Source organism: Rhizobium leguminosarum bv. viciae USDA 2370 (assembly GCF_002008365.1).
Taxonomy (GTDB): domain Bacteria; phylum Pseudomonadota; class Alphaproteobacteria; order Rhizobiales; family Rhizobiaceae; genus Rhizobium; species Rhizobium leguminosarum.
The window spans coordinates 82,072-100,077 of record NZ_MRDL01000036.1 but is presented as its reverse complement, the minus strand read 5'-3'; the positions used below and the strand labels follow the sequence as shown (position 1 = coordinate 100,077).

General features: G+C 59.9%; 22 protein-coding genes. 9 read left to right on the top strand and 13 right to left on the bottom strand.

All coding sequences use genetic code 11. The annotated features are described in order from the left end of the window. Positions 1-12: 12 nt before the first annotated feature. The 4 genes from BS629_RS15495 to BS629_RS15480 are packed head-to-tail and all read right to left on the bottom strand — an operon-like array spanning position 13 to position 3,929. Complete coding sequence (locus BS629_RS15495; RefSeq protein ID WP_018243304.1) at positions 13-756, bottom strand: ABC transporter ATP-binding protein; 744 nt, start codon at positions 754-756, stop codon at positions 13-15. Then, the gene (locus BS629_RS15490) at positions 756-1,631 is read right to left on the bottom strand and encodes an ABC transporter ATP-binding protein (protein WP_018446887.1); all 876 of its coding nucleotides are present in this window, start codon (positions 1,629-1,631) and stop codon (positions 756-758) included. Before BS629_RS15490 ends, BS629_RS15495 begins: the two co-directional genes overlap by 1 nt. Continuing rightward, on the bottom strand, positions 1,631-3,022 hold the full coding sequence (gene livM, locus BS629_RS15485; protein WP_018243306.1) for a high-affinity branched-chain amino acid ABC transporter permease LivM: 1,392 nt from the start codon (positions 3,020-3,022) through the stop codon (positions 1,631-1,633). Before livM ends, BS629_RS15490 begins: the two co-directional genes overlap by 1 nt. Before the next feature lie 4 nt (positions 3,023-3,026). Next, positions 3,027-3,929, bottom strand: coding sequence for a branched-chain amino acid ABC transporter permease (locus BS629_RS15480; protein ID WP_017965841.1), 903 nt, complete (start codon positions 3,927-3,929; stop codon positions 3,027-3,029). Between the two features lie 542 nt (positions 3,930-4,471). On the opposite strand from BS629_RS15480, the gene cysQ reads away from it, so the two are divergent. Together cysQ and BS629_RS15465 are read left to right on the top strand one after the other, a co-directional pair. Then, a complete protein-coding gene (gene cysQ / locus BS629_RS15470; RefSeq protein ID WP_018243307.1) occupies positions 4,472-5,269 on the top strand; it encodes a 3'(2'),5'-bisphosphate nucleotidase CysQ in 798 nt (265 codons plus the stop codon). Positions 5,270-5,914: 645 nt separating this feature from the next. After that, positions 5,915-6,640 (top strand): sugar transferase, encoded by a 726-nt coding sequence (locus tag BS629_RS15465; protein ID WP_018243308.1) that lies wholly within the window; start codon positions 5,915-5,917, stop codon positions 6,638-6,640. Positions 6,641-6,756: 116 nt separating this feature from the next. On the opposite strand, the gene BS629_RS40515 is transcribed toward BS629_RS15465, so the two are convergent. The 3 genes from BS629_RS40515 to BS629_RS39750 all read right to left on the bottom strand — a co-directional run bounded on the left by BS629_RS40515 (position 6,757) and on the right by BS629_RS39750 (position 7,487). Continuing rightward, positions 6,757-6,849: a hypothetical protein gene (locus tag BS629_RS40515; RefSeq protein WP_370090421.1), complete on the bottom strand. Its 93-nt coding sequence runs from the start codon at positions 6,847-6,849 to the stop codon at positions 6,757-6,759. Between the two features lie 151 nt (positions 6,850-7,000). Then, positions 7,001-7,141 carry a hypothetical protein gene (locus BS629_RS39755; protein ID WP_245268239.1) on the bottom strand — a complete coding sequence of 47 codons (141 nt, stop codon included), beginning with the start codon at positions 7,139-7,141 and terminating at the stop codon, positions 7,001-7,003. Between the two features lie 46 nt (positions 7,142-7,187). Next, positions 7,188-7,487 (bottom strand): hypothetical protein, encoded by a 300-nt coding sequence (locus BS629_RS39750; RefSeq protein WP_245268240.1) that lies wholly within the window; start codon positions 7,485-7,487, stop codon positions 7,188-7,190. 512 nt (positions 7,488-7,999) lie between these two features. Between BS629_RS39750 and sciP the strand changes: the two genes are divergently transcribed. Further along, positions 8,000-8,275 carry a CtrA inhibitor SciP gene (gene sciP / locus BS629_RS15455; protein ID WP_007533628.1) on the top strand — a complete coding sequence of 92 codons (276 nt, stop codon included), beginning with the start codon at positions 8,000-8,002 and terminating at the stop codon, positions 8,273-8,275. A 23-nt stretch (positions 8,276-8,298) separates the two neighbouring features. Here the strand turns inward: sciP and BS629_RS15450 are convergent, their stop codons facing one another. Next, positions 8,299-8,844 carry a paraquat-inducible protein A gene (locus BS629_RS15450; RefSeq protein ID WP_026188504.1) on the bottom strand — a complete coding sequence of 182 codons (546 nt, stop codon included), beginning with the start codon at positions 8,842-8,844 and terminating at the stop codon, positions 8,299-8,301. Between the two features lie 55 nt (positions 8,845-8,899). On the opposite strand from BS629_RS15450, the gene BS629_RS15445 reads away from it, so the two are divergent. After that, positions 8,900-9,178, top strand: coding sequence for a GNAT family N-acetyltransferase (locus tag BS629_RS15445; protein WP_018243310.1), 279 nt, complete (start codon positions 8,900-8,902; stop codon positions 9,176-9,178). A gap of 374 nt (positions 9,179-9,552) precedes the next feature. Here BS629_RS15445 and BS629_RS15440 read toward each other — a convergent pair whose 3' ends face one another. Next, complete coding sequence (locus tag BS629_RS15440; protein ID WP_026188505.1) at positions 9,553-9,903, bottom strand: hypothetical protein; 351 nt, start codon at positions 9,901-9,903, stop codon at positions 9,553-9,555. Positions 9,904-10,339: 436 nt separating this feature from the next. Between BS629_RS15440 and ctrA the strand changes: the two genes are divergently transcribed. Beyond that, entirely contained in the window at positions 10,340-11,041 is a 702-nt protein-coding gene (gene ctrA, locus BS629_RS15435) for a response regulator transcription factor CtrA (RefSeq protein WP_003542362.1), read from the top strand. Positions 11,042-11,268: 227 nt separating this feature from the next. On the opposite strand, the gene BS629_RS15430 is transcribed toward ctrA, so the two are convergent. After that, a complete protein-coding gene (locus BS629_RS15430) occupies positions 11,269-11,631 on the bottom strand; it encodes a response regulator (RefSeq protein ID WP_010069020.1) in 363 nt (120 codons plus the stop codon). A 120-nt stretch (positions 11,632-11,751) separates the two neighbouring features. Next, entirely contained in the window at positions 11,752-12,399 is a 648-nt protein-coding gene (gene chpT, locus BS629_RS15425) for a histidine phosphotransferase ChpT (protein WP_018446891.1), read from the bottom strand. Between the two features lie 194 nt (positions 12,400-12,593). Between chpT and BS629_RS15420 the strand changes: the two genes are divergently transcribed. Together BS629_RS15420 and BS629_RS15415 are read left to right on the top strand one after the other, a co-directional pair. After that, positions 12,594-13,181 (top strand): DUF1134 domain-containing protein, encoded by a 588-nt coding sequence (locus BS629_RS15420; RefSeq protein WP_018243313.1) that lies wholly within the window; start codon positions 12,594-12,596, stop codon positions 13,179-13,181. Between the two features lie 115 nt (positions 13,182-13,296). Continuing rightward, positions 13,297-14,457, top strand: coding sequence for a coiled-coil domain-containing protein (locus BS629_RS15415; protein WP_018243314.1), 1,161 nt, complete (start codon positions 13,297-13,299; stop codon positions 14,455-14,457). Positions 14,458-14,534: 77 nt separating this feature from the next. Here BS629_RS15415 and BS629_RS15410 read toward each other — a convergent pair whose 3' ends face one another. Further along, positions 14,535-15,359, bottom strand: a complete 825-nt coding sequence (locus BS629_RS15410; protein WP_018243315.1) for a TrmH family RNA methyltransferase — start codon at positions 15,357-15,359, stop codon at positions 14,535-14,537. A gap of 7 nt (positions 15,360-15,366) precedes the next feature. Beyond that, the gene (locus tag BS629_RS15405; RefSeq protein WP_018243316.1) at positions 15,367-15,753 is read right to left on the bottom strand and encodes a hypothetical protein; all 387 of its coding nucleotides are present in this window, start codon (positions 15,751-15,753) and stop codon (positions 15,367-15,369) included. Positions 15,754-15,795: 42 nt separating this feature from the next. Here BS629_RS15405 and BS629_RS15400 point away from each other — a divergent pair, with 42 nt between their 5' ends. Continuing rightward, positions 15,796-16,821: an RluA family pseudouridine synthase gene (locus BS629_RS15400; RefSeq protein ID WP_018243317.1), complete on the top strand. Its 1,026-nt coding sequence runs from the start codon at positions 15,796-15,798 to the stop codon at positions 16,819-16,821. Positions 16,822-17,008: 187 nt separating this feature from the next. Continuing rightward, entirely contained in the window at positions 17,009-17,917 is a 909-nt protein-coding gene (gene rpoH, locus BS629_RS15395; protein ID WP_018243318.1) for an RNA polymerase sigma factor RpoH, read from the top strand. Positions 17,918-18,006: the final 89 nt, after the last annotated feature.

Sequence of the window (18,006 nt, the reverse complement as noted above, 5' to 3'; positions counted from 1 at the left end):
TCTCCTTTCGACCTAGTGTCTTCCGCCTTCGAGATAGGCGGCGCGGACCTCGGGATTGGCAAGAAGCTCCTTGCCGGAGCCGCTCATCGTCACCTTGCCGTTCACCATCACGTAGGCGCGGTGAGAAAGCCTGAGGGCGGCGAACGCGTTCTGCTCGACGAGGAAAACGGTCAGCCCCTCCGCCTCGTTGAGCTTCTTGATCGCCTCGAAGATGCCCTTGACGATCAGCGGCGCAAGACCGAGCGAGGGTTCGTCGAGAAGCAGCAACTTCGGGCGCGCCATCAGCGCGCGGCCGATCGACAGCATCTGCTGCTCACCGCCCGAAAGCGTTCCGCCGCGCTGGGCGTGACGTTCCTTGAGACGCGGGAAGAGCGTGAAGATCTTCTCGACGTCTTCGGCGAAGTGTTTCAGATTGTCGAGGCCTGCGCCCATCTGAAGATTTTCCAGAACCGTCATGCGCGGGAAGATGCGGCGGCCTTCTGGCGACTGTGCAATGCGTAGACGGGCAATTTCATGCGTCGGCATGCGGGTGATGTCGCGGCCCTCGAAGACCACCGAACCGGTGCGGGCCTGCGGGCTGCCGCAGATCGTCATCATCAGTGTCGACTTGCCGGCGCCATTGGCGCCGATCAGGCTGACGATCTCGCCCTTGTTGACGTGGACATCGACGCCGGCCAGCGCGCGGATATTGCCGTAATAGGTTTCGACGCTGTTGACCTGAAGGAGCGGTTGACCGGTCATTACTTCATCGCCCATCAGTTTGCGCCTCCTTCGAGCTGCTCGACGGCTGCGATCACCTCTTCCACTTCTTCATCCTCGACACCGAGATAGGCCGCGATAACCCTCGGATCGTTCTTCACGTGATCCGGCGTGCCATCGGAAATCTTCTGACCATATTCGAGGACGACGACGTGGTCGGAGATTTCCATGACCACCGACATGTCGTGCTCGATCAGCAGGATCGACGTTCCTGTTTCGGCGCGAATGCTCTTCAGCAGCGCGTTGAGCGTTGCCGATTCCCGGGGGTTGAGGCCGGCAGCCGGTTCATCCAGGCAAAGCAGCTCGGGGCCAGTGCACATGGCGCGGGCAATTTCGAGACGCCGCTGGGCGCCGTAGGGCAGGTCGCCGGCGGGGTCGTCGGCGCGGTCGATCAGGTCGGCCTTCTCAAGCCAGAAACGGGCAAGCTCGATCGCCCCGGCCGCTTCCCGCTTATAGGGGCCGACACCGATGAGGCCGAGGATCGTATAACCCGATGCCTTCATCAGCTTGTTGTGCTGGGCAACCAGCAGGTTTTCGAGAACGGTCAGGCCGGAGAACAGCCGGATGTTCTGGAAGGTGCGTGCGACCTTGGCTTCCCTCGTGATGCGAAAGTCCGGCAGGCGCTCCAGCAGGTATTGCTTGCCGCTCTTCTGGTTGAACGTGATCATGCCCATCGTCGGCTTGTAGAAGCCGGTGATGCAGTTGAAGACGGTGGTCTTGCCAGCACCGTTCGGCCCGATCAGCGCGGTGATATCGCCACGCTTGGCTTCAAAGGAGAAGTCGTTGATGGCCATCAGGCCGCCGAACTTCATCGACAGGTGTTCGACCTTGAGCAAAGTGTCATCAGACATCGTATTCGTTACGGGGCTCATCAACCATGGCCCTCCTTGATGAAGCTTCCGGATATCGCCTTGCGCTCTCTGAGGAAGGCTGTCGGCTCACGCGAGCCGACGAAGCCGCGCGGCTTGAACAGCATGACGACGACCATGGCGAGGCCGAAGATCAACATGCGGTAGAGTTCCGGCGTAAAATCGGGTCCAAAGATGAGTTTTAGGAAGTCCATGCTGCGCAACAACTCGGTGCCGCCGACCATGACGATGGCGGCAATCGCGATGCCGGTCAACGAACCCATGCCGCCGAGAACGACGATAGCGAGAATGACGGCCGATTCCAGGAAGACGAAGGATTCCGGCGAGACGAAGCCCTGGCGGGCGGCGAAGAACGAGCCGGCGAAACCGGCAAACATCGCGCCCGTCGCAAAGGCGGTGAGCTTGGTCGTGACCGTGTTGATGCCGAGCGAACGGCAGGCGATCTCGTCTTCGCGCAAGGCTTCCCAGGCGCGTCCGATCGGCATGCGGCGCAGCCGGATGGTGACATAGGCCGTCAGCATGCAGAGCGCCAGGATCAGGTAAAAGAGGAAGATCTTGTAATAGGCCGAGGAGATCGGCAGGTGAAAGAGCTTGGCAAAGCCGCCGGCCGTCGCATCGAAGGGAATGCCGAAGAGTGTTGCCTTCGGGATGCTCGAGATACCGAAAGTGCCCTTCGTCACTTCAGTCCAGTTGATGAGGACGAGACGAATGATTTCACCGAAGGCAAGCGTCACGATGGCCAGGTAATCGCCGCGCAGGCGCAGCACCGGGAAGCCGAGAATGACGCCCCAGAGTGCCGCGAAGATGCCCGAAAGCGGCAGCAGCACCCAGAAGGACAGGCCGAAATAGCTCGAAAGCAGCGCGTAGGAATAAGCGCCAACAGCATAGAAGGCGACATAACCGAGGTCGAGCAGGCCGGCGAGGCCGACGACGATGTTCAGCCCCCAGGCGAGCATTACATAGATCAGGATCTGGATGCCGAAATTGTCGACATATGTCAGCGAGCCCTGAGGGCCTTTGAACGCCACCACCACCATGGGATAAAGCAGCAGCGCGATCAGCGCGATCTTCAGGAAATGCCGGTGGAAGAAGCTCTTCTCGGTTGAGATGTCGAGTTCGCCCTGTCTCGACTTTGCCAGCTTGCGGCTATCGAGATGCGGCCGCAGGAAAACCACCGTGGCGAAGCGGCCGATGGCGGCGACCGCGACGAAGATCGCAAGCAGGCCCCAGCGCTGGACAATGATCAGCTCGTTGCTGATGTTCTGGTCAGTCTTGAGGCCGACATAGAGAACGAACATGCCGAACGACAGGACGGCGGCGAAAAGAGCTTCGGTAAGGCCTTTGCGGACAAGTCCGGCATCGGGCTTGCCTGCAGAATTTTCGATGTTTGCCATGACGTTATACCTTCTCGACTTCCGGCCGCCCGAGGATGCCGGTCGGCTTGAAGATCAACACGAAAGCCAGGATCGCAAAGGTCGCGACGTCCTTATAGGCGATGGTGAAGTATGCCGACCACAGCGACTCGATAAGGCCGATAAGGAGGCCGCCGAAGACGGCGCCGGGTAACGAACCGATACCGCCGAGAACGGCTGCCGTGAAGGCCTTCACACCGGGCGTGAAGCCGTCGTTAAACGAGGCGACGCCATAATACATCAGGTACATCGTGCCGGCGACGGCTGCGAGTGCCGCACCCATAACGAAAGTGATCGAGATCGTCTGGTCGACGTTGACGCCGAGCAGCGCTGCCATCTTGCGATCCTGCTCAGTGGCGCGCTGGGCACGGCCGAGTGCGGTACGATTGACGATGTACCAGAAGATCGTGAGCAGCACTGCCGTGATCACGATGATGATGATCTGTTTCAGCGACACCGAAATGTTGCCGAACTGGTAGACCGAGCTCACCATCGGCGGAATCGGCTTGTTGCGTGGACCCTGCGTCACCTGGATGAAATTGGACAGCGTGATCGACATGCCGATCGCGGTAATCAGCGGCGCCAGGCGGAAGGAACCGCGCAGGGGACGGTATGCGACGCGCTCAATCGTCCAGTTCCACAAGCTCGTCATCAACATCGCGACGACAAGCATCGCCAGCAGCAGAACTGCCACCGGGAGACCTGCGAAGATGGATGTGAGGACGAGGAAGACGATAAGAGCGGCGAAACCACCGAGCATGAAAATGTCGCCATGGGCGAAATTGATCATGCCGATAATGCCGTAAACCATCGTATAGCCAATAGCCACAAGGCCATAGATGGATCCGAGCGTCAGCCCATTTAAGAGCTGCTGGACGAAATACTCCATATGTCGTTTTCCCCTGGATGCGAGCGAAACACGCTGCATCTCTTTTTGGTTCTTCAGTTCTCCGTTTCAGAGAACCTCATAGGCCGAATGCATAGCGGTTTCGTTGGAAATGTGAAGACAAAAAGGATTTACTCCGACAGATTCTTGTCAGAACAGGCCTAACTGGCGCGTTTTGAACCAAAATCCACAGAAAAACGGCAGAGCAGGGCCTATTTTTAGCCAGAAACTGCCACTGGCTTAACCATACGGAGATATCGCCGTCGATTTCCTGCCCCGCTTGCTGCGTAAGCTATTCCACAGAATTGGGAGATGGAGCAAATTCAGACCCCAAGGCAGCCTCTTTGACGAATGCCATTTCACGAACAATGCCCCATCTTCGTCTGACAAGGCCGAAAACTTATGGTAGCATCGTCAAGCTGTGCATTGAGGGATGCAGAGCATGACGGGGAACACCATATAACTTAAGTATCTGGTTGTAATAGGGATGGTTTGCGGACGAGCGACAACGGGGTGCTCGCCGCGTGGCGAACGGCAAAAGGACAATGCTGAGGACATTTGAAAAGGCGGCACTCGAAGCCGGCAGGGCCATCATCACGGTCTTGCGCGAAGGCTTCCCCGTCGCCATGAAGGCGGATGCCAGTCCGGTCACGGTCGCCGACGAGGAGGCTGAACGCATCATCCTCGCTCATCTCGCCAGAGATTATCCCGAAATACCCGTCGTGGCGGAAGAATCGGTCGCCGCCGGAAAAGTGCCCGACATTGCCGGCCGTGGCTTCTTTCTTGTCGACCCTCTCGACGGTACCCGCGAGTTCGTCGACGGACGGCAGGAATTCACCGTCAACATCGCCTATATCGACAACGGCGCCCCGGTGGCGGGCATCGTCTACGCGCCAGCGCTCGGACTTGCCTTCTCGGGAGAACGCGGCCACGCCGAAAGGCTTGTCGTCGCGGACGATTTCACGGTTGGTGCACGCAGCACAATCACTGTGCGCGAACAGCCTGACGACAGGCTGGCGCTTGCAAGCCTTCGCCACAACAGCCCGGAGACCGGAAGCTTCCTCGCCGACCACGCGATCTTCAAATGCACCAATATCGGCTCCTCGCTGAAATTCTGTCTGCTGGCCGAAGGCAAGGCCGACGTCTACCCGCGTTTCACCCGCACGATGGAATGGGACACCGCGGCCGGCGATGCGGTGCTGCGCGCCGCCGGCGGTTCGACGGTGACGCTGGACGGAACGCCGCTGACCTATGGCAAGACGGGAACGGCGGCCGATTTCGACTTCGCCAACCCGAACTTCATCTCCTGGGGCGGCAGGAAACGCGTCCTCGAACCGGCGTGACCATCCTTAGGATCGTTGAATACCGGCAAGCGGCGCGATTCTCTGCATCGTAACCATGAGCTCAGACCTGTCGCGACAATCCGCGACCGGCCTCGGGCATGCGCGCCTCAACTGCGCAAGCGTCCCTCCGTAAAGCGCATCCACGATCCCCTCTCCAGCTGTGGAGTGATTCGCGTTATCGGGCCTCACTGAGCGATTCGGGCCGCAAATTCCTTGCCCTGCATCTTTTCAAGACGCTGCGCGCCATCAATCCTGCCTTGATTTTGTCACATTTCGGCACGGCTTCGATAGTGATCGATATCTTCATCAGAAAAATTTCGCCCCGTGTTCCGTTAAGAAATATGCTTAAGAGACCTGGGTCACGTGTCGAAACGGCACGTCGCCACCCCCCTGTGAAGCCCTGCCAAAGGCCTAGAAACTTTGACAAAATTCCAATTCTTAACGAAATATCATGAGCTTGCCTCAACTTAACGCACATGCGAAAGATTTGCTGCGATGCGATATTTCTCTGGACACCATTACACAATTGTCGCATTTTTCCGTTTTAGTAGGGTTACCAAGACCTGAGTGCAGCCCTGGTGACAGGGTTAACCATTGATCGCCTATTGCCGCCGCGCCCCCCTCGAAGACAACAGAGTACGATCCTTGAGCATCACGGAACTAAACAACAGCATTTCGACAGACTCCTTCCGGCCGAGCCGCCGCCAGCAGCCGAGCCTGAAGATCCAGACCCCTGTTATCCATAGCGATGCGCCGCAGGCGCCGTTGGTGGATCTGGTCCTGAAGCGGGCGTTCGACATTTTTTCGTCGTTGAGCGCCCTCCTCGTCCTCGCCCCGTTCCTTCTGTTCGTCGCCCTGCTGATCAAGCTCGACAGCCCGGGACCGGTGCTCTTCAAGCAGACCCGCTGGGGCAAGAACTGCAAGGCCATCAAGGTCTACAAGTTCCGTTCCATGCGCACCGACCTCTGCGACGTCTCCGGTGTTGCCCAGACGGTGAAGAACGATCCGCGCATAACTCGCATCGGCGCCATCCTGCGCCGCACGAATGTCGATGAGTTGCCGCAGCTGCTGAACGTGTTGCTGGGCCACATGTCGGTCGTCGGCCCGCGTTGCCATGCAATCGGCATGCGCGCCGGCGGCATGCTCTACGAAGAGCTCGTACCGGAATACCATCAGCGCCATGCGATGCGCCCCGGCATGACGGGTCTTGCCCAGATGCGCGGCTTGCGCGGCCCGACCGATCGTCCGGCCAAGGCGCGCGCCCGCATCGCCAGCGATCTCTATTACGTCGGGAATTTTTCGATCGTGATGGACATGCGCATCATTTTCGGAACCGTCGTGTCGGAGCTGACCCGCGGAAAAGGCTTCTAAGCTTTAAGCTTTGTGAGAAGAGACCGGCTGCCTTGTGCATGTCGCCGAAAAGTGTGCAGCGGTTTTGCGAAACCGACATGCATAAAACAAAAACCTAAAGCGCGATGCCACGCGCTTTAGAGCATCCGGCACCGGAATGCTCTGGCGACCGCCTGCATGCGGTTGGCCGAATCGAGTTTGCGCATCGCGCTCTTCAGATAACCTGCCACCGTATGCGACGAGAGATCGAGAACGATCGCGATCTCGTCGCTGCTCTTGCCGGCAGCCGACTACAGCGCCGCGCGTCTTTTTAGACGCGCAAGGACGCTGTAGCACTTTGAATTGCCGCCTGATTCCTTAAGTCGATTCCGATTTAAGGAATCAGGCGGCGTCGCAGGCATTCGATTTCGCGCCGGGTGAGCGTCTCCGACGGACCGTTTCCGGGTTGCCATTGCGCGAAACCTTGTCCAGAAGCTCCATGCAGCCGTAAAGCAGCGCCATCGCCTGCTCCCGCGTGGGCATAGGACAGTCGCCTGAGAAGGCGAAGATGTATTGTTTCAGGTCAGCGTCATGCAAGCGCGAAGGCGAAGGTATTCTTCAGCCCGTGCAGCTGAAAGAGCGTGTTGAGTCTGCGGTTTTCCTGATTGGCGGCGCTGCCCGCAAACGACCCCTCTTTGCAGAAGATCGGCACGATCGTCCGCTTCATCGCGGTCACCAGTCTGCTGCAATAGAAGAGATCGGCGGCCTCGTAAAAGCCGACCAGGCTTAGCGGCCAGTTCCTGATCAGCCGGTTTTCGATGAAAGCCGTACGGTCGCCGCGCGGGAAAACCGAGAGCAGATAAAAATCGAAGCCCGCAAGCTTCGCCACTCCCCGAGCCGTTCCTTGCCGTCGTTAAACGAAGCCCCGGCGCCCACGGCCTTCGAAGGCGAAAATGCAGCATCCTCAGCGCAGTCGTCGACTGCGCGCTCAGGTCTTTCCATCTTCGTATCCTCGTAAGGCCAGCTTCGGCTCGGCCTCGCTGCCGGCGGCGAGAAGCTCGCGCCGGAGCATCAGCAGAGACGGATTTCTGCCCCGCATCCCGAGGACACGAAGCGTCAAAAGCGCAAACTGGACTGATGCAGCGGGAAGAGCGGAGTCGAAGTCTTGCGCTCATTCCTTTGTTGCAGCGCTTAGAAGATCATCCCGGGAAATCAGCTAATCTTTATTCCGCATGGCTCCCATGCAGGCGCTACAAATTGACGTAGCGGCAGGCGGCCGCCCCAAATCCGCGGCCCGAGGGCATCTAAATTTGTTATCAAAGTCTTACGATGGGTTTAGGCAATTTTTAAATGTGGCAGGCTAGAGTGGGGTTCGTGGTCTTGCGTTGTGTAGAGAGTCCAATGACCGAAATGATACGTCCCCGAGTAAAATATGTCATCGGCCCCGATGGCAGCCCCCTGACGATCGCGGATCTTCCGCCGCCCAATACGCGGCGCTGGGTGATTCGCCGGAAGGCAGAGGTTGTCGCGGCTGTTCGCGGTGGCTTGTTGAGCTTGGAAGAGGCCTGCGAGCGTTATACGCTCACGGTCGAAGAATTCCTCTCCTGGCAGTCGTCGATCAACAGCCACGGTCTCGCCGGCCTGCGCACCACGCGCATTCAGCAATATCGTCACTGATCACCCGCCAGCATCGACGACATCTATTTCGGGCCGGACGCATCTCCCATCAGGGAATGAAGAAGGCCCGAAATCATTGACGAGGCCGCATAGCACCAGAGGCCTGGCTGCGTGAAGGCATCCGCCAGCCCCGTCGTCTTCGCCGCCGCAATGACGATCGCGACCAGCAGCACGTCCATCATCGACCACTTGGACAGATGCGGTACGACACGACGATAGAAGAGGCTGCCGGCCCCAACGCCGGTGGCCGTCGCTTCTGCGGCGATCCCGATCATCTTCAGAGACGGGAGCAGGATCGAAACCAGTGCAACGATCGCCGCCAGCAGCCCGTCCCCGCCTTGCCAGAGCGAGACGATGATTTCGATGAGGGACGGCGTCTCGTCGAAGAAATACAGCGTCTCGAAACGGACCAGCGGTAACACGAGACCGAGCGCCAGGAAGAACGGCGCGGCCACGAGAAGCACGGGGCGAATCATCGAAAGCGCCTTCATTGCCCTGAACCTCGTATCGATCCGATATTTTGCATGAACACTCCGTCTCCTGCCTGTACTGCCTCCACGGCTTGGCACGACCGCGCCGCCATGTCACGGTCCGCGACGACACTATCCGTTACGAGGAAAGACAATGGACATTCGAAACGAGGAAGGCGCCTCCGGCGGCCGGTATGCGGCCGAGGTGGACGGGCACGAGGCGGAGATGACCTATTCACGCACATCGCCGAAGCTCGTCATCATCGATCACACGGCCGTTCCCGATGCGTTGCGCGGCAAGGGTGTCGGCCAGGCATTGGCGCTCCACGCCGTGGAAGCAGCCCGCACCGGCGGGTGGAAGATCATCCCGCTTTGCCCCTTCTTCAAGGCGCAGGCGCAACGCCATCCGGAATGGAAGGATGTCGTGAACTAGCGCATCTGCCCGAAAATCGAAATCGGTTGTCAGAAAGCACGATGCGCGGATTGAAAGAGTTGGAGCGTCCTTTGCGCGTCCGAAAGGACGCACGGCGCTCTAATGCGCGTCGCTCAAAGACAGGCTGCAGGTTTGGGGCGGCGCATAAAAAGTCATGACTCGCGTCGCGTGAATCACGCTCGATGTGACCCGCTTTGGAGGTAGCTTCTTCAATCGCCTTCGGCGTGACAGCCTCGATTTCGGCGAGAGCTGCACCGAGGCGCTCGCCGAGAGGCGAAAACACCAAAAGCCATGTATGACGGACAGCGCGCCCGTCATACATGGCTTCTCAGCGGCGATCCCAGGCGCCGAAACCGGCGCCCACCGTTTTTCTCTTACGCCCTTGCTCGGGCGCCGCTGTCACGCTCTTCCAGCGCCGTCGCCCTTGCATATTCCGCCTGCATCTCCTCGAGCGCCATTTCCAGCGTCTCTTCCTGCATCTTCAATTCTTTGATCGAAACCTGCAGGTTATCGGCCCGCTGACGCGCGGCCTTGGCGAAGGTCGGATAAGCAAAGTGATTCGGGTCGGAAATACCGGACTTCTTTTCCTCGACGACGATCTGGCTCTCCAGATCCTTCGTCATCCGTTCGAATTCAGACATCATCATTTGCAATTGCTGCAACTGACGTCGTTTTTCGTTCACCTGAAATTCCTTCAGGCGAACGAGACTTTCTCGCGACTTCATACGCATTACTCCCGTGATGCGAGACCCCGGCTCAACTTGAAACCGCCCTGCGCGCCGCTTTGACACGGTTTGCTAAAAAATTTCCTGCGATATTAACAAATACCTACCGCTGGTAACCTTTCGTTTACGGGCATCGTTAATGATAGGCCCTATGATTTAAGGGTCGGTAAATGCCACGGCATGAAGTTCGAACCTTTTCATTGGCGAGTCGGATGAATCACTTAGCGCTGTTTCCTAATGTTAAAGTTGAGGAACGCCTTTTTGAGATTCCTATTGGAAAACAGAGAAATGGAAAAATTATTTAATAAATTCGATACTCCTTGCCAGAGTGAATTAGAATTTGTTAACCATTTCGTGGCAGCTTCCAAATCACGTAGCGTGTTCGGTATCGTGTAGGGGGCCAGACCACCTTTCGGCGGCGGTAAAGGGGATAATTATGCGGGTACTTCTAATCGAGGATGACAGCGCGACGGCGCAGAGCATCGAGTTGATGCTGAAATCAGAGAGTTTTAATGTTTATACCACCGATCTCGGTGAAGAAGGCGTCGATCTGGGCAAGCTGTATGATTATGACATCATCCTTCTCGATCTGAACCTGCCCGACATGTCCGGATATGAAGTGCTTCGCACTCTCCGGTTGTCCAAGGTCAAGACGCCGATCCTCATCCTGTCGGGCATGGCCGGCATCGAAGACAAGGTTCGTGGCCTCGGCTTCGGCGCCGACGACTACATGACCAAGCCGTTCCACAAGGACGAGCTCGTCGCTCGCATCCACGCCATCGTCCGCCGCTCCAAGGGCCATGCCCAGTCGGTCATCATGACCGGCGAGTTGATCGTCAACCTCGACGCCAAGACTGTCGAAGTCGGCGGCCAGCGCGTCCACCTGACGGGCAAGGAATATCAGATGCTGGAGCTGCTTTCGCTCCGCAAGGGCACCACCCTCACCAAGGAAATGTTCCTGAACCACCTTTACGGCGGCATGGACGAGCCGGAACTGAAGATCATCGACGTCTTCATCTGCAAGCTCCGCAAGAAGCTCGCCAACGCTGCCGGCGGCGCCAACTATATCGAGACCGTCTGGGGCCGTGGTTACGTTCTTCGCGAACCGGATGGGGCCGAATACGCAGAAACCGCCTGATTTTTTCCGATCCCCCTTATCGGATAAACGAAGATCCCGCCTTTCCGGCGGGATTTTTCGTTTCTGCCCTGGGCAAATAAGAAGCCACCCTGACGGAAGATTTCAGGCTGGATAGGCCTGATCCTCCGTGTCTCGTTTAAGAAAAAATAGGACGTGGCGACGGCCGAACGCACTTGCACTTTCGGCATGATGCTCGAGGGACAACCGATATGAGCGGAAGATCTGCGTCAGGCGGCGATCGCGCGGTTTCCGAAAACCGCGGTCAGGATCTTGCGATCGAACGGCTTCAGCAGGAAGTCGGTCGCACCGGCCCGTTTGCCCGCCATCAGCTTCTTCAGATCCGCCTCGACGACGCAGTAATAGATCTTGACCTCTTTGCCGCCGTCCATTGCGCGGATGGCGGCGATGAGATCGAGGGCGCCTTCCATGCCGGAATCGACGATCAGATATTCCGGCAGCTCCGCCTGGCAGCGCTGCAGCGCCTCGCCGGCATTGGAGGCTTCGCTGACGAGAAAATCGAGTTCGGAGAGAATGCGCTTGCCGACCTTGCGGACGATGTCCGAATTATCGGTGATCATGAACCTTTGCATGGCCGCTCCTTTGCCCCCGCATTCGTCGCAGCAAGAGGCCTCTTACAACCCTGGAGAATAGGTCCATCAGGCTAACGAATCGTTACCGGACGGGCGCCGACACGCGTCCGCGCTCCGAAATCAGGCCACCGCGGCCACTGCCGTGAACACCAGCTCGTCTGCGCTGGCGCTGTGATCGAGCGTCATTCCGCACTCTTGCGCCAGAAGTACTGTGTAATAGGGCTGGATCGAATGGGCGTCGATCGCCTCCTCGATGGTGCCGGTCGATATCTCGACGAATTTCGGCGGCAAGCGCATCAGTTTGCCTTTGGCCGTGAGCTTGAACCTGGCATCGAATTCGGGATTTTCGAGCGTTACCTCGAGTACACCGCCGCGCGGAATGGCAGAATAGGCAACGAGGAAGAGGTTGAGCAGCAGTTTGACACGATTCTTGGCGACGATGGCGCGCGGTCCGTTCCAGATCACCTCGGTCTTCTTCTCGGCGACGGCAAAATCCTTGGCAGCGCGTTCGGCCTCGCCCGTGTCGATCGAGGCGCCGACGGAGCCCGACGCACCAAAGGCGAGGCGTGCGAATTTCAGGCGGACGGACGCGTTGAGGGCGCTGGTGCGGATCAGGTCCATCGCATCGGAATCGGCGCCGCCCTCGTCCAGCAGTTCCAGCCCGTTATTGATCGCGCCGACGGGCGAGATGACATCGTGGCAAACGCGGCTGCAAAGAAGCGCGGCCAGATCCGGGCCGGACAGGGTGAGATTGGGGTTCTTGGACATCATCGTCTCCTGAGGGGCGGCAATTTCATTGCGCCCGGAATATACTTCATCAAAATTGCGCGAAGTTTGCGATCGTACTCGATGCCATAATGACACCATATTTGGTAAACCGATTGTTAAGATCATCGGCGCAAAATGCACCAATCGCCGCGAGCGGTTGCCCGCTCCTAGCCAAACGACGAACGGATGACACAATGCGCCCTCGATTTCCGCACCGATTCATCGGCTTCTGCAGGTTGCTTTCGGCCCTCGTCTTCTCCTCGCTGATGGTTGCCGCACCGGCCGCTGCCCAGGACAACGGCCAGTACACGATGCAGGAAATCGTTGACGCCGGCCACTCCTTCTTCGGTTCCGCCAGCGGCGGACTTGCCAAGGTCGTCGAGAGTGCCTTCCAGAAATACGGCCTGCCGAACGGCTATATCCTCGGACAAGAAGGCGGCGGCGCCTTCATCGCCGGCCTTACCTATGGCGAAGGCCAGCTGAACACCAAGAACGCTGGCGAACATAATCTCTACTGGCAGGGACCCTCGCTCGGCCTCGATTACGGCGGCCAGGGCTCGCGCGTGATGATGCTGGTCTACGACCTGCCCTCCATCAACGGCATCTATGCCCGCTTCGGCGGCGTCAGCGGCTCGGCCTATGTCATCGCCGGCTTCGGCATGACGCTGCTCAAGAGCAACGATGTGCTGGTCGTGCCGATCCGCACCGGCGTCGGTGCCCGCCTCGGCGTCAACGTCGGCTATCTCAAGATCACCCAGGCGCCGACCTGGAACCCCTTCTGAGGCCGCAAAGCCGCCGGAATCTGCCGCCGTCCCCACCGGCGGCCTTGCCATGGGCGTCATGCCTGCTTAATCATCGCGGCTGACCCGTATCAACCTTCTTACCGATGGCCGCGCCGTGATCGAATATGCTCTTTTGTTCGGATTGGGCTTCCTGACCGCGGCCTTCCTCGTCTTTCTGGTCTCGCCGGCCGTTCACCGCCGTATTGTCTGGTATACAGAGAACCGGCTGAAAGCGACGATGCCGCTGAGCCCACAAGAGGTTCGCGCCCAGAAAGACATGGTGCGCGCGCTTTATGCCGCCGAAAATGCCCGCACCACCCAGGACCTTCTGCGTGAGCGCGAGAAATCCCTGTCGTTCCAGCTTCGCCACGACGCCCTCGCCGTCGACGCCGGCAGGCTTGCCGCCGAGATCGGCGATTTGCAGGCGCAGATCGGCGAGATGCATGTCGAAGCAGCCGACCAGCGCTCGCATCTGCGCAAGGACGAGAACTATATCAGCCAGTTGAAGACCAACCTGCATATTGCCGAGCAGTCCGCTGCCAACAAGGAAAGCGAACTGGCGACGATGCGGACGCGCCTGAGCAAGCTCGGTGAACAGGCCGATGGGCTGAGGATCGACCTGGCCGCGCGCGAGACCGAGGCGGAGAGCCTGAAATTCCGTGTCAACGCGCTGCGCGACGAACGCGACACGCTGCGCCAGGACGTCAGCCTGCTGCAGAAGCGCGCCAAGGATGCCGAACAGAAACTGACGCAGCAGCAGCATATGGTAATCCGTCTGGAGGATAAGGCCGCGCGCGAGAGCGCTTCCGCCACCGAAAAGGAAACCCTGGTCGCGCGCCGCCAGCAGGAGATCACCAAGTTGAAGGAGCAGTTGAAGGCCGCCAACGCCGAAATCCGCAAGGTCAACCGGGTGCTGCGCGACGCCGGCCTTGCCGGGATGGTGGCGGACCTGCCGGCGGAAATGCCGGCCGAAGACACGGTCGCATCCGCGCTCGACACCGCCGTCGTCACGTCTGAGATCGGCGAAGATGTCCGCACGCGCAGTGCCGCCCTTGCCGAGCGGCTGGAAAAGGCAAAGGCCTCAACCGGGCGCGATGGCGCGATCCGCGAGGAGATCGCCTCGATCGCCGCCAATATGGTGGCGCTGACCGCACTTAAGGAAGGTCCCTCCTCACCGATCCGCACACTGCTGTTGGATGCTGCGGAAAGGAATCCGAACGATCGCGTCAGCCTTGCCGACAGGGCGGCCGCGATCATCGCCGATCCCCCGCGCTGACGCCTTAGCGCGGCGCGCCATCATTTTTGAATTGGCGCAGAACCCTGAAAATCGATTTCGATTTGAGAAGGCATGCGTTAGATCCGGCCCATCGCCGAGGCCATGGAAAACAGTGCGATCCCCGTTGCCGTCGCGGCGTTGAGGCTGTCGAGTTCCTCCGACTGCGGAATGCGCGCGCTCTGGAACCGCGCAAGCAGCGCCTCCGGCAACCCCTCGCCTTCGGTGCCGACGACGAGCGCCATACGCGTCGAGGCCGGAATGGCGCGGATATCGGTCTTGCCGTGCGGCGAAAGCGTCCAGATGGCAAAGCCCCGTTCGGCAAGCGCCAGAAGCACATCCAGCGCCTTGCCGCCGCGACGGTGCGCAACGCCCAGCACCGAACCGACCGAGACACGCAGCGCCTTGCGGTAGAGTGGATCACAGGAGGTTTCGTCGAGCAGCACCGCATCGGCCCGGAAGGCAGCCGCATTGCGAAACATCGAGCCGGCATTGTCGTGATTGGAAATGCCACAACCGACGAGCACCAGCGCCTGCTCCGGCAGCGCGTCAAGAAGGGCAGCTTCCCCGCGATCCTCCCGCCGGCCGAGCGCGAGAACGCCGCGATGCAGATGGAAACCGACGACGCCGTCGAGCACATCAGCCCCGGCGACATAGACCGGCACATCGGCCGGAAACCGCTCCAGGATGGGCCGGAGGCCCTCGACGCGGTTGCGCAGCAGCAGGATCTTTTCGGCGAAAAAGCCGCGGCCGGCCGCATGCGCCTCGGCGAGCATGCGCAGCACGACGGTGCCTTCGGCGATGAAGCGGTTCTCTCGGCCGGTCAGGTCGCGCTCGCGAATATCGCGGAATTCGGCGACGCGCGGATCGTCGGCGCTGTCGATGTCGATCGGAACGGCGGCCATGCCGGCCTCAATTGCCCGCGACGGTGACGTCGGCGACGGTGCGGCCGGTCCTGAGATCGTAGACCAGAGCCTTGCTCTTGCCCTCGACCGTTTCGCCGTAGAAAAGGATCTGCCCGGCCGAAAACGATGTGGACTGCACCTTGAAGCCAAGCGGCAGGGAAACGGTTGCCGCAAGCGGCGCATCCGAAGGCACGCCGGAGGCGGCAACAGTGGACGCCGTCTCCTTCGGCTCGCTGTGCATCGCCTTGTAGACAACCGCGCCGAAGACCGCCATAAGGCTCACGAACATGATGGCGCCGGAAACGATCTGCAGGCGGACCATCTTGCGCCGGACACTTTCCATCGCCGGATCAAGGGGCTTCTCTTCCTGGTCGTCTGGCTCGATTGCTGTCATCTGTGCGTCCCGTTCTAAAAAATACGTCGGAGAAGAAGCGTCTTGAGCGACCCCTTTAAACAAGCCGCCGGCAATAGAAAAGTCCTGACCGCCGATGAAAGCGCCGAAGGCCGGCTCGACGCCTGGCTGACGGCGCAGGTCGGTGAGGAATTTTCGCGCAGCCGCATCAAGACGCTGATCAAAGATGGCCAGGTTTTTCTGCGCGGCCAGCCCGTCACCGACCCGCAACGCAAGGTGCGCACCGGCGATAGTTTCGAGATCACGCTGCCCGAGCCGGAAGACCCGACGCCGCAGGGCGAGGACATCCCGCTTGATATCCTCCATGAGGACGACGACGTCATCGTCATTTCCAAGCCTTCCGGCCTCGTCGTCCATCCCGGCCCCGGCAACTGGACGGGGACGCTGGTCAACGCGCTGATCCACCATTGCAGCGATACGCTCTCCGGCATCGGCGGTGTGCGCCGCCCCGGCATCGTCCACCGTCTCGACAAGGACACGACAGGCGTCATGGTCGTCGCCAAGAACGACATTGCCCATCGCCACCTCTCGCTGCAATTTGCCGACCATGGCCGCACCATGCCGCTGGAGCGGGCCTACCAGGCAGTCGTCTGGGGCCGACCCCGCACGCTGTCGGGCACAGTCGACGCGCCGCTTGGCCGCGCCACCGGCGACCGCACGCGCCGCGCCGTCAAACGCCCCGACAGTCGGGACGCCGACGAGGCGATCACGCATTACCAGGTGATCGAGCGCTTCCATGAGAAGCCGGACGCGACCGCGTTCGCCTCGCTGGTCGAGTGCCGCCTCGAAACCGGCCGCACCCACCAGATTCGTGTCCACATGGCCCATATCGGCCATCCGCTGCTCGGCGATACGGTTTACGGCGCCGGCTTCAAGACCAAGGCCAATCTTCTGCCCGAAGAGATCCGCAAGGTTGTCAACGGTTTCGGCCGCCAGGCGCTGCATGCCTTCATGCTGCAATTCGAGCATCCCCGCACCGGCGGAATCATGCATTTCGAGGTGCCGCTGCCGGATGATATGGTCGAATTGGTCGAGGCGCTGCGGCGATAAAGGCGGCTCTGAATGCCGGCCTTCCAACTCACAGCTGCGTGAGCGGCACCTTGAACCGCCGTTTCGCCACACTTATCTGTATATTGACTTAGTGCGGGCTCGGAGAGAGCCGCACGTCCCGGTTTGCCTTTTTAACGCGAGGACGCGTTTCCATCGGGAACCGGAATTCACTTTAGGAGGGTGCACTATGGCCCGAAATACCTTGCCGTCCATCACCGCCGGTGAAGCCGGTCTCAATCGTTACCTCGACGAAATCCGCAAGTTCCCGATGCTGGAGCCGCAGCAGGAATACATGCTCGCCAAGCGTTATGCCGAGCATGGTGACCGGGACGCCGCCCACAAGCTCGTCACCAGCCATCTTCGCCTCGTCGCGAAGATCGCGATGGGTTATCGCGGCTACGGCCTGCCGATCGGCGAAGTCGTCTCCGAGGGCAATGTCGGCCTGATGCAGGCCGTCAAGAAATTCGATGCCGAGCGCGGCTTCCGCCTCGCCACCTATGCCATGTGGTGGATCAAGGCCTCGATCCAGGAATATATCCTGCGCTCGTGGTCGCTGGTGAAGATGGGCACGACCGCCAACCAGAAGCGCCTGTTCTTCAACCTGCGCCGGCTGAAGGGCCGCATCCAGGCAATCGATGACGGCGACCTGAAGCCGGAGCACGTCTCGGAAATTGCCACCAAGCTGAACGTCTCGGAGGAGGAGGTCATTTCGATGAACCGCCGCCTCTCCGGCGACGCCTCGCTGAACGCACCGATCAAGGCAGCCGAAGGTGACAGCGGCCAATGGCAGGATTGGCTGGTGGACGACCATGACAGCCAGGAAGACGTGCTGATCGAACAGGATGAGCTCGACACCCGCCGGCGCATGCTGGCGAAAGCGATGAGCGTGCTGAACGAGCGCGAACGCCGCATCTTCGAGGCTCGCCGTCTCGCCGAGGATCCAGTGACCCTGGAAGACCTTTCGACCGAATTCGACATCAGCCGCGAACGCGTGCGCCAGATCGAGGTCCGCGCCTTCGAAAAGGTGCAGGACGCGGTCCGCAAGGAAGCCCTGGAACGCGCCAAGGCCGTCCGCGTCGTCGAAGCCACGGCATAAGCCTGCCGCGCGATACAATTGAAGAAGGCGGGTCCCTTGCGGCCCGCCTTTTCATTTTCATTCACTTTTGTACCGCAGTCTCAGCGCCA

Excerpts from the sequence above, each read along its gene's own strand:
- BS629_RS15495 (WP_018243304.1), bottom strand. The coding sequence starts at position 756 with ATGGGCGATGAAGTAATGACCGGTCAACCGCTCCTTCAGGTCAACAGC.
- BS629_RS15490 (WP_018446887.1), bottom strand. The coding sequence starts at position 1,631 with ATGAGCCCCGTAACGAATACGATGTCTGATGACACTTTGCTCAAGGTC.
- livM (WP_018243306.1), bottom strand. The coding sequence starts at position 3,022 with ATGGCAAACATCGAAAATTCTGCAGGCAAGCCCGATGCCGGACTTGTC.
- BS629_RS15480 (WP_017965841.1), bottom strand. The coding sequence starts at position 3,929 with ATGGAGTATTTCGTCCAGCAGCTCTTAAATGGGCTGACGCTCGGATCC.
- cysQ (WP_018243307.1), top strand. The coding sequence starts at position 4,472 with ATGCTGAGGACATTTGAAAAGGCGGCACTCGAAGCCGGCAGGGCCATC.
- BS629_RS39755 (WP_245268239.1), bottom strand. The coding sequence starts at position 7,141 with ATGCCCACGCGGGAGCAGGCGATGGCGCTGCTTTACGGCTGCATGGAG.
- sciP (WP_007533628.1), top strand. The coding sequence starts at position 8,000 with ATGACCGAAATGATACGTCCCCGAGTAAAATATGTCATCGGCCCCGAT.
- BS629_RS15445 (WP_018243310.1), top strand. The coding sequence starts at position 8,900 with ATGGACATTCGAAACGAGGAAGGCGCCTCCGGCGGCCGGTATGCGGCC.
- BS629_RS15440 (WP_026188505.1), bottom strand. The coding sequence starts at position 9,903 with ATGAAGTCGCGAGAAAGTCTCGTTCGCCTGAAGGAATTTCAGGTGAAC.
- ctrA (WP_003542362.1), top strand. The coding sequence starts at position 10,340 with ATGCGGGTACTTCTAATCGAGGATGACAGCGCGACGGCGCAGAGCATC.
- BS629_RS15430 (WP_010069020.1), bottom strand. The coding sequence starts at position 11,631 with ATGCAAAGGTTCATGATCACCGATAATTCGGACATCGTCCGCAAGGTC.
- chpT (WP_018446891.1), bottom strand. The coding sequence starts at position 12,399 with ATGTCCAAGAACCCCAATCTCACCCTGTCCGGCCCGGATCTGGCCGCG.
- BS629_RS15420 (WP_018243313.1), top strand. The coding sequence starts at position 12,594 with ATGCGCCCTCGATTTCCGCACCGATTCATCGGCTTCTGCAGGTTGCTT.
- BS629_RS15410 (WP_018243315.1), bottom strand. The coding sequence starts at position 15,359 with ATGGCCGCCGTTCCGATCGACATCGACAGCGCCGACGATCCGCGCGTC.
- BS629_RS15405 (WP_018243316.1), bottom strand. The coding sequence starts at position 15,753 with ATGACAGCAATCGAGCCAGACGACCAGGAAGAGAAGCCCCTTGATCCG.
- rpoH (WP_018243318.1), top strand. The coding sequence starts at position 17,009 with ATGGCCCGAAATACCTTGCCGTCCATCACCGCCGGTGAAGCCGGTCTC.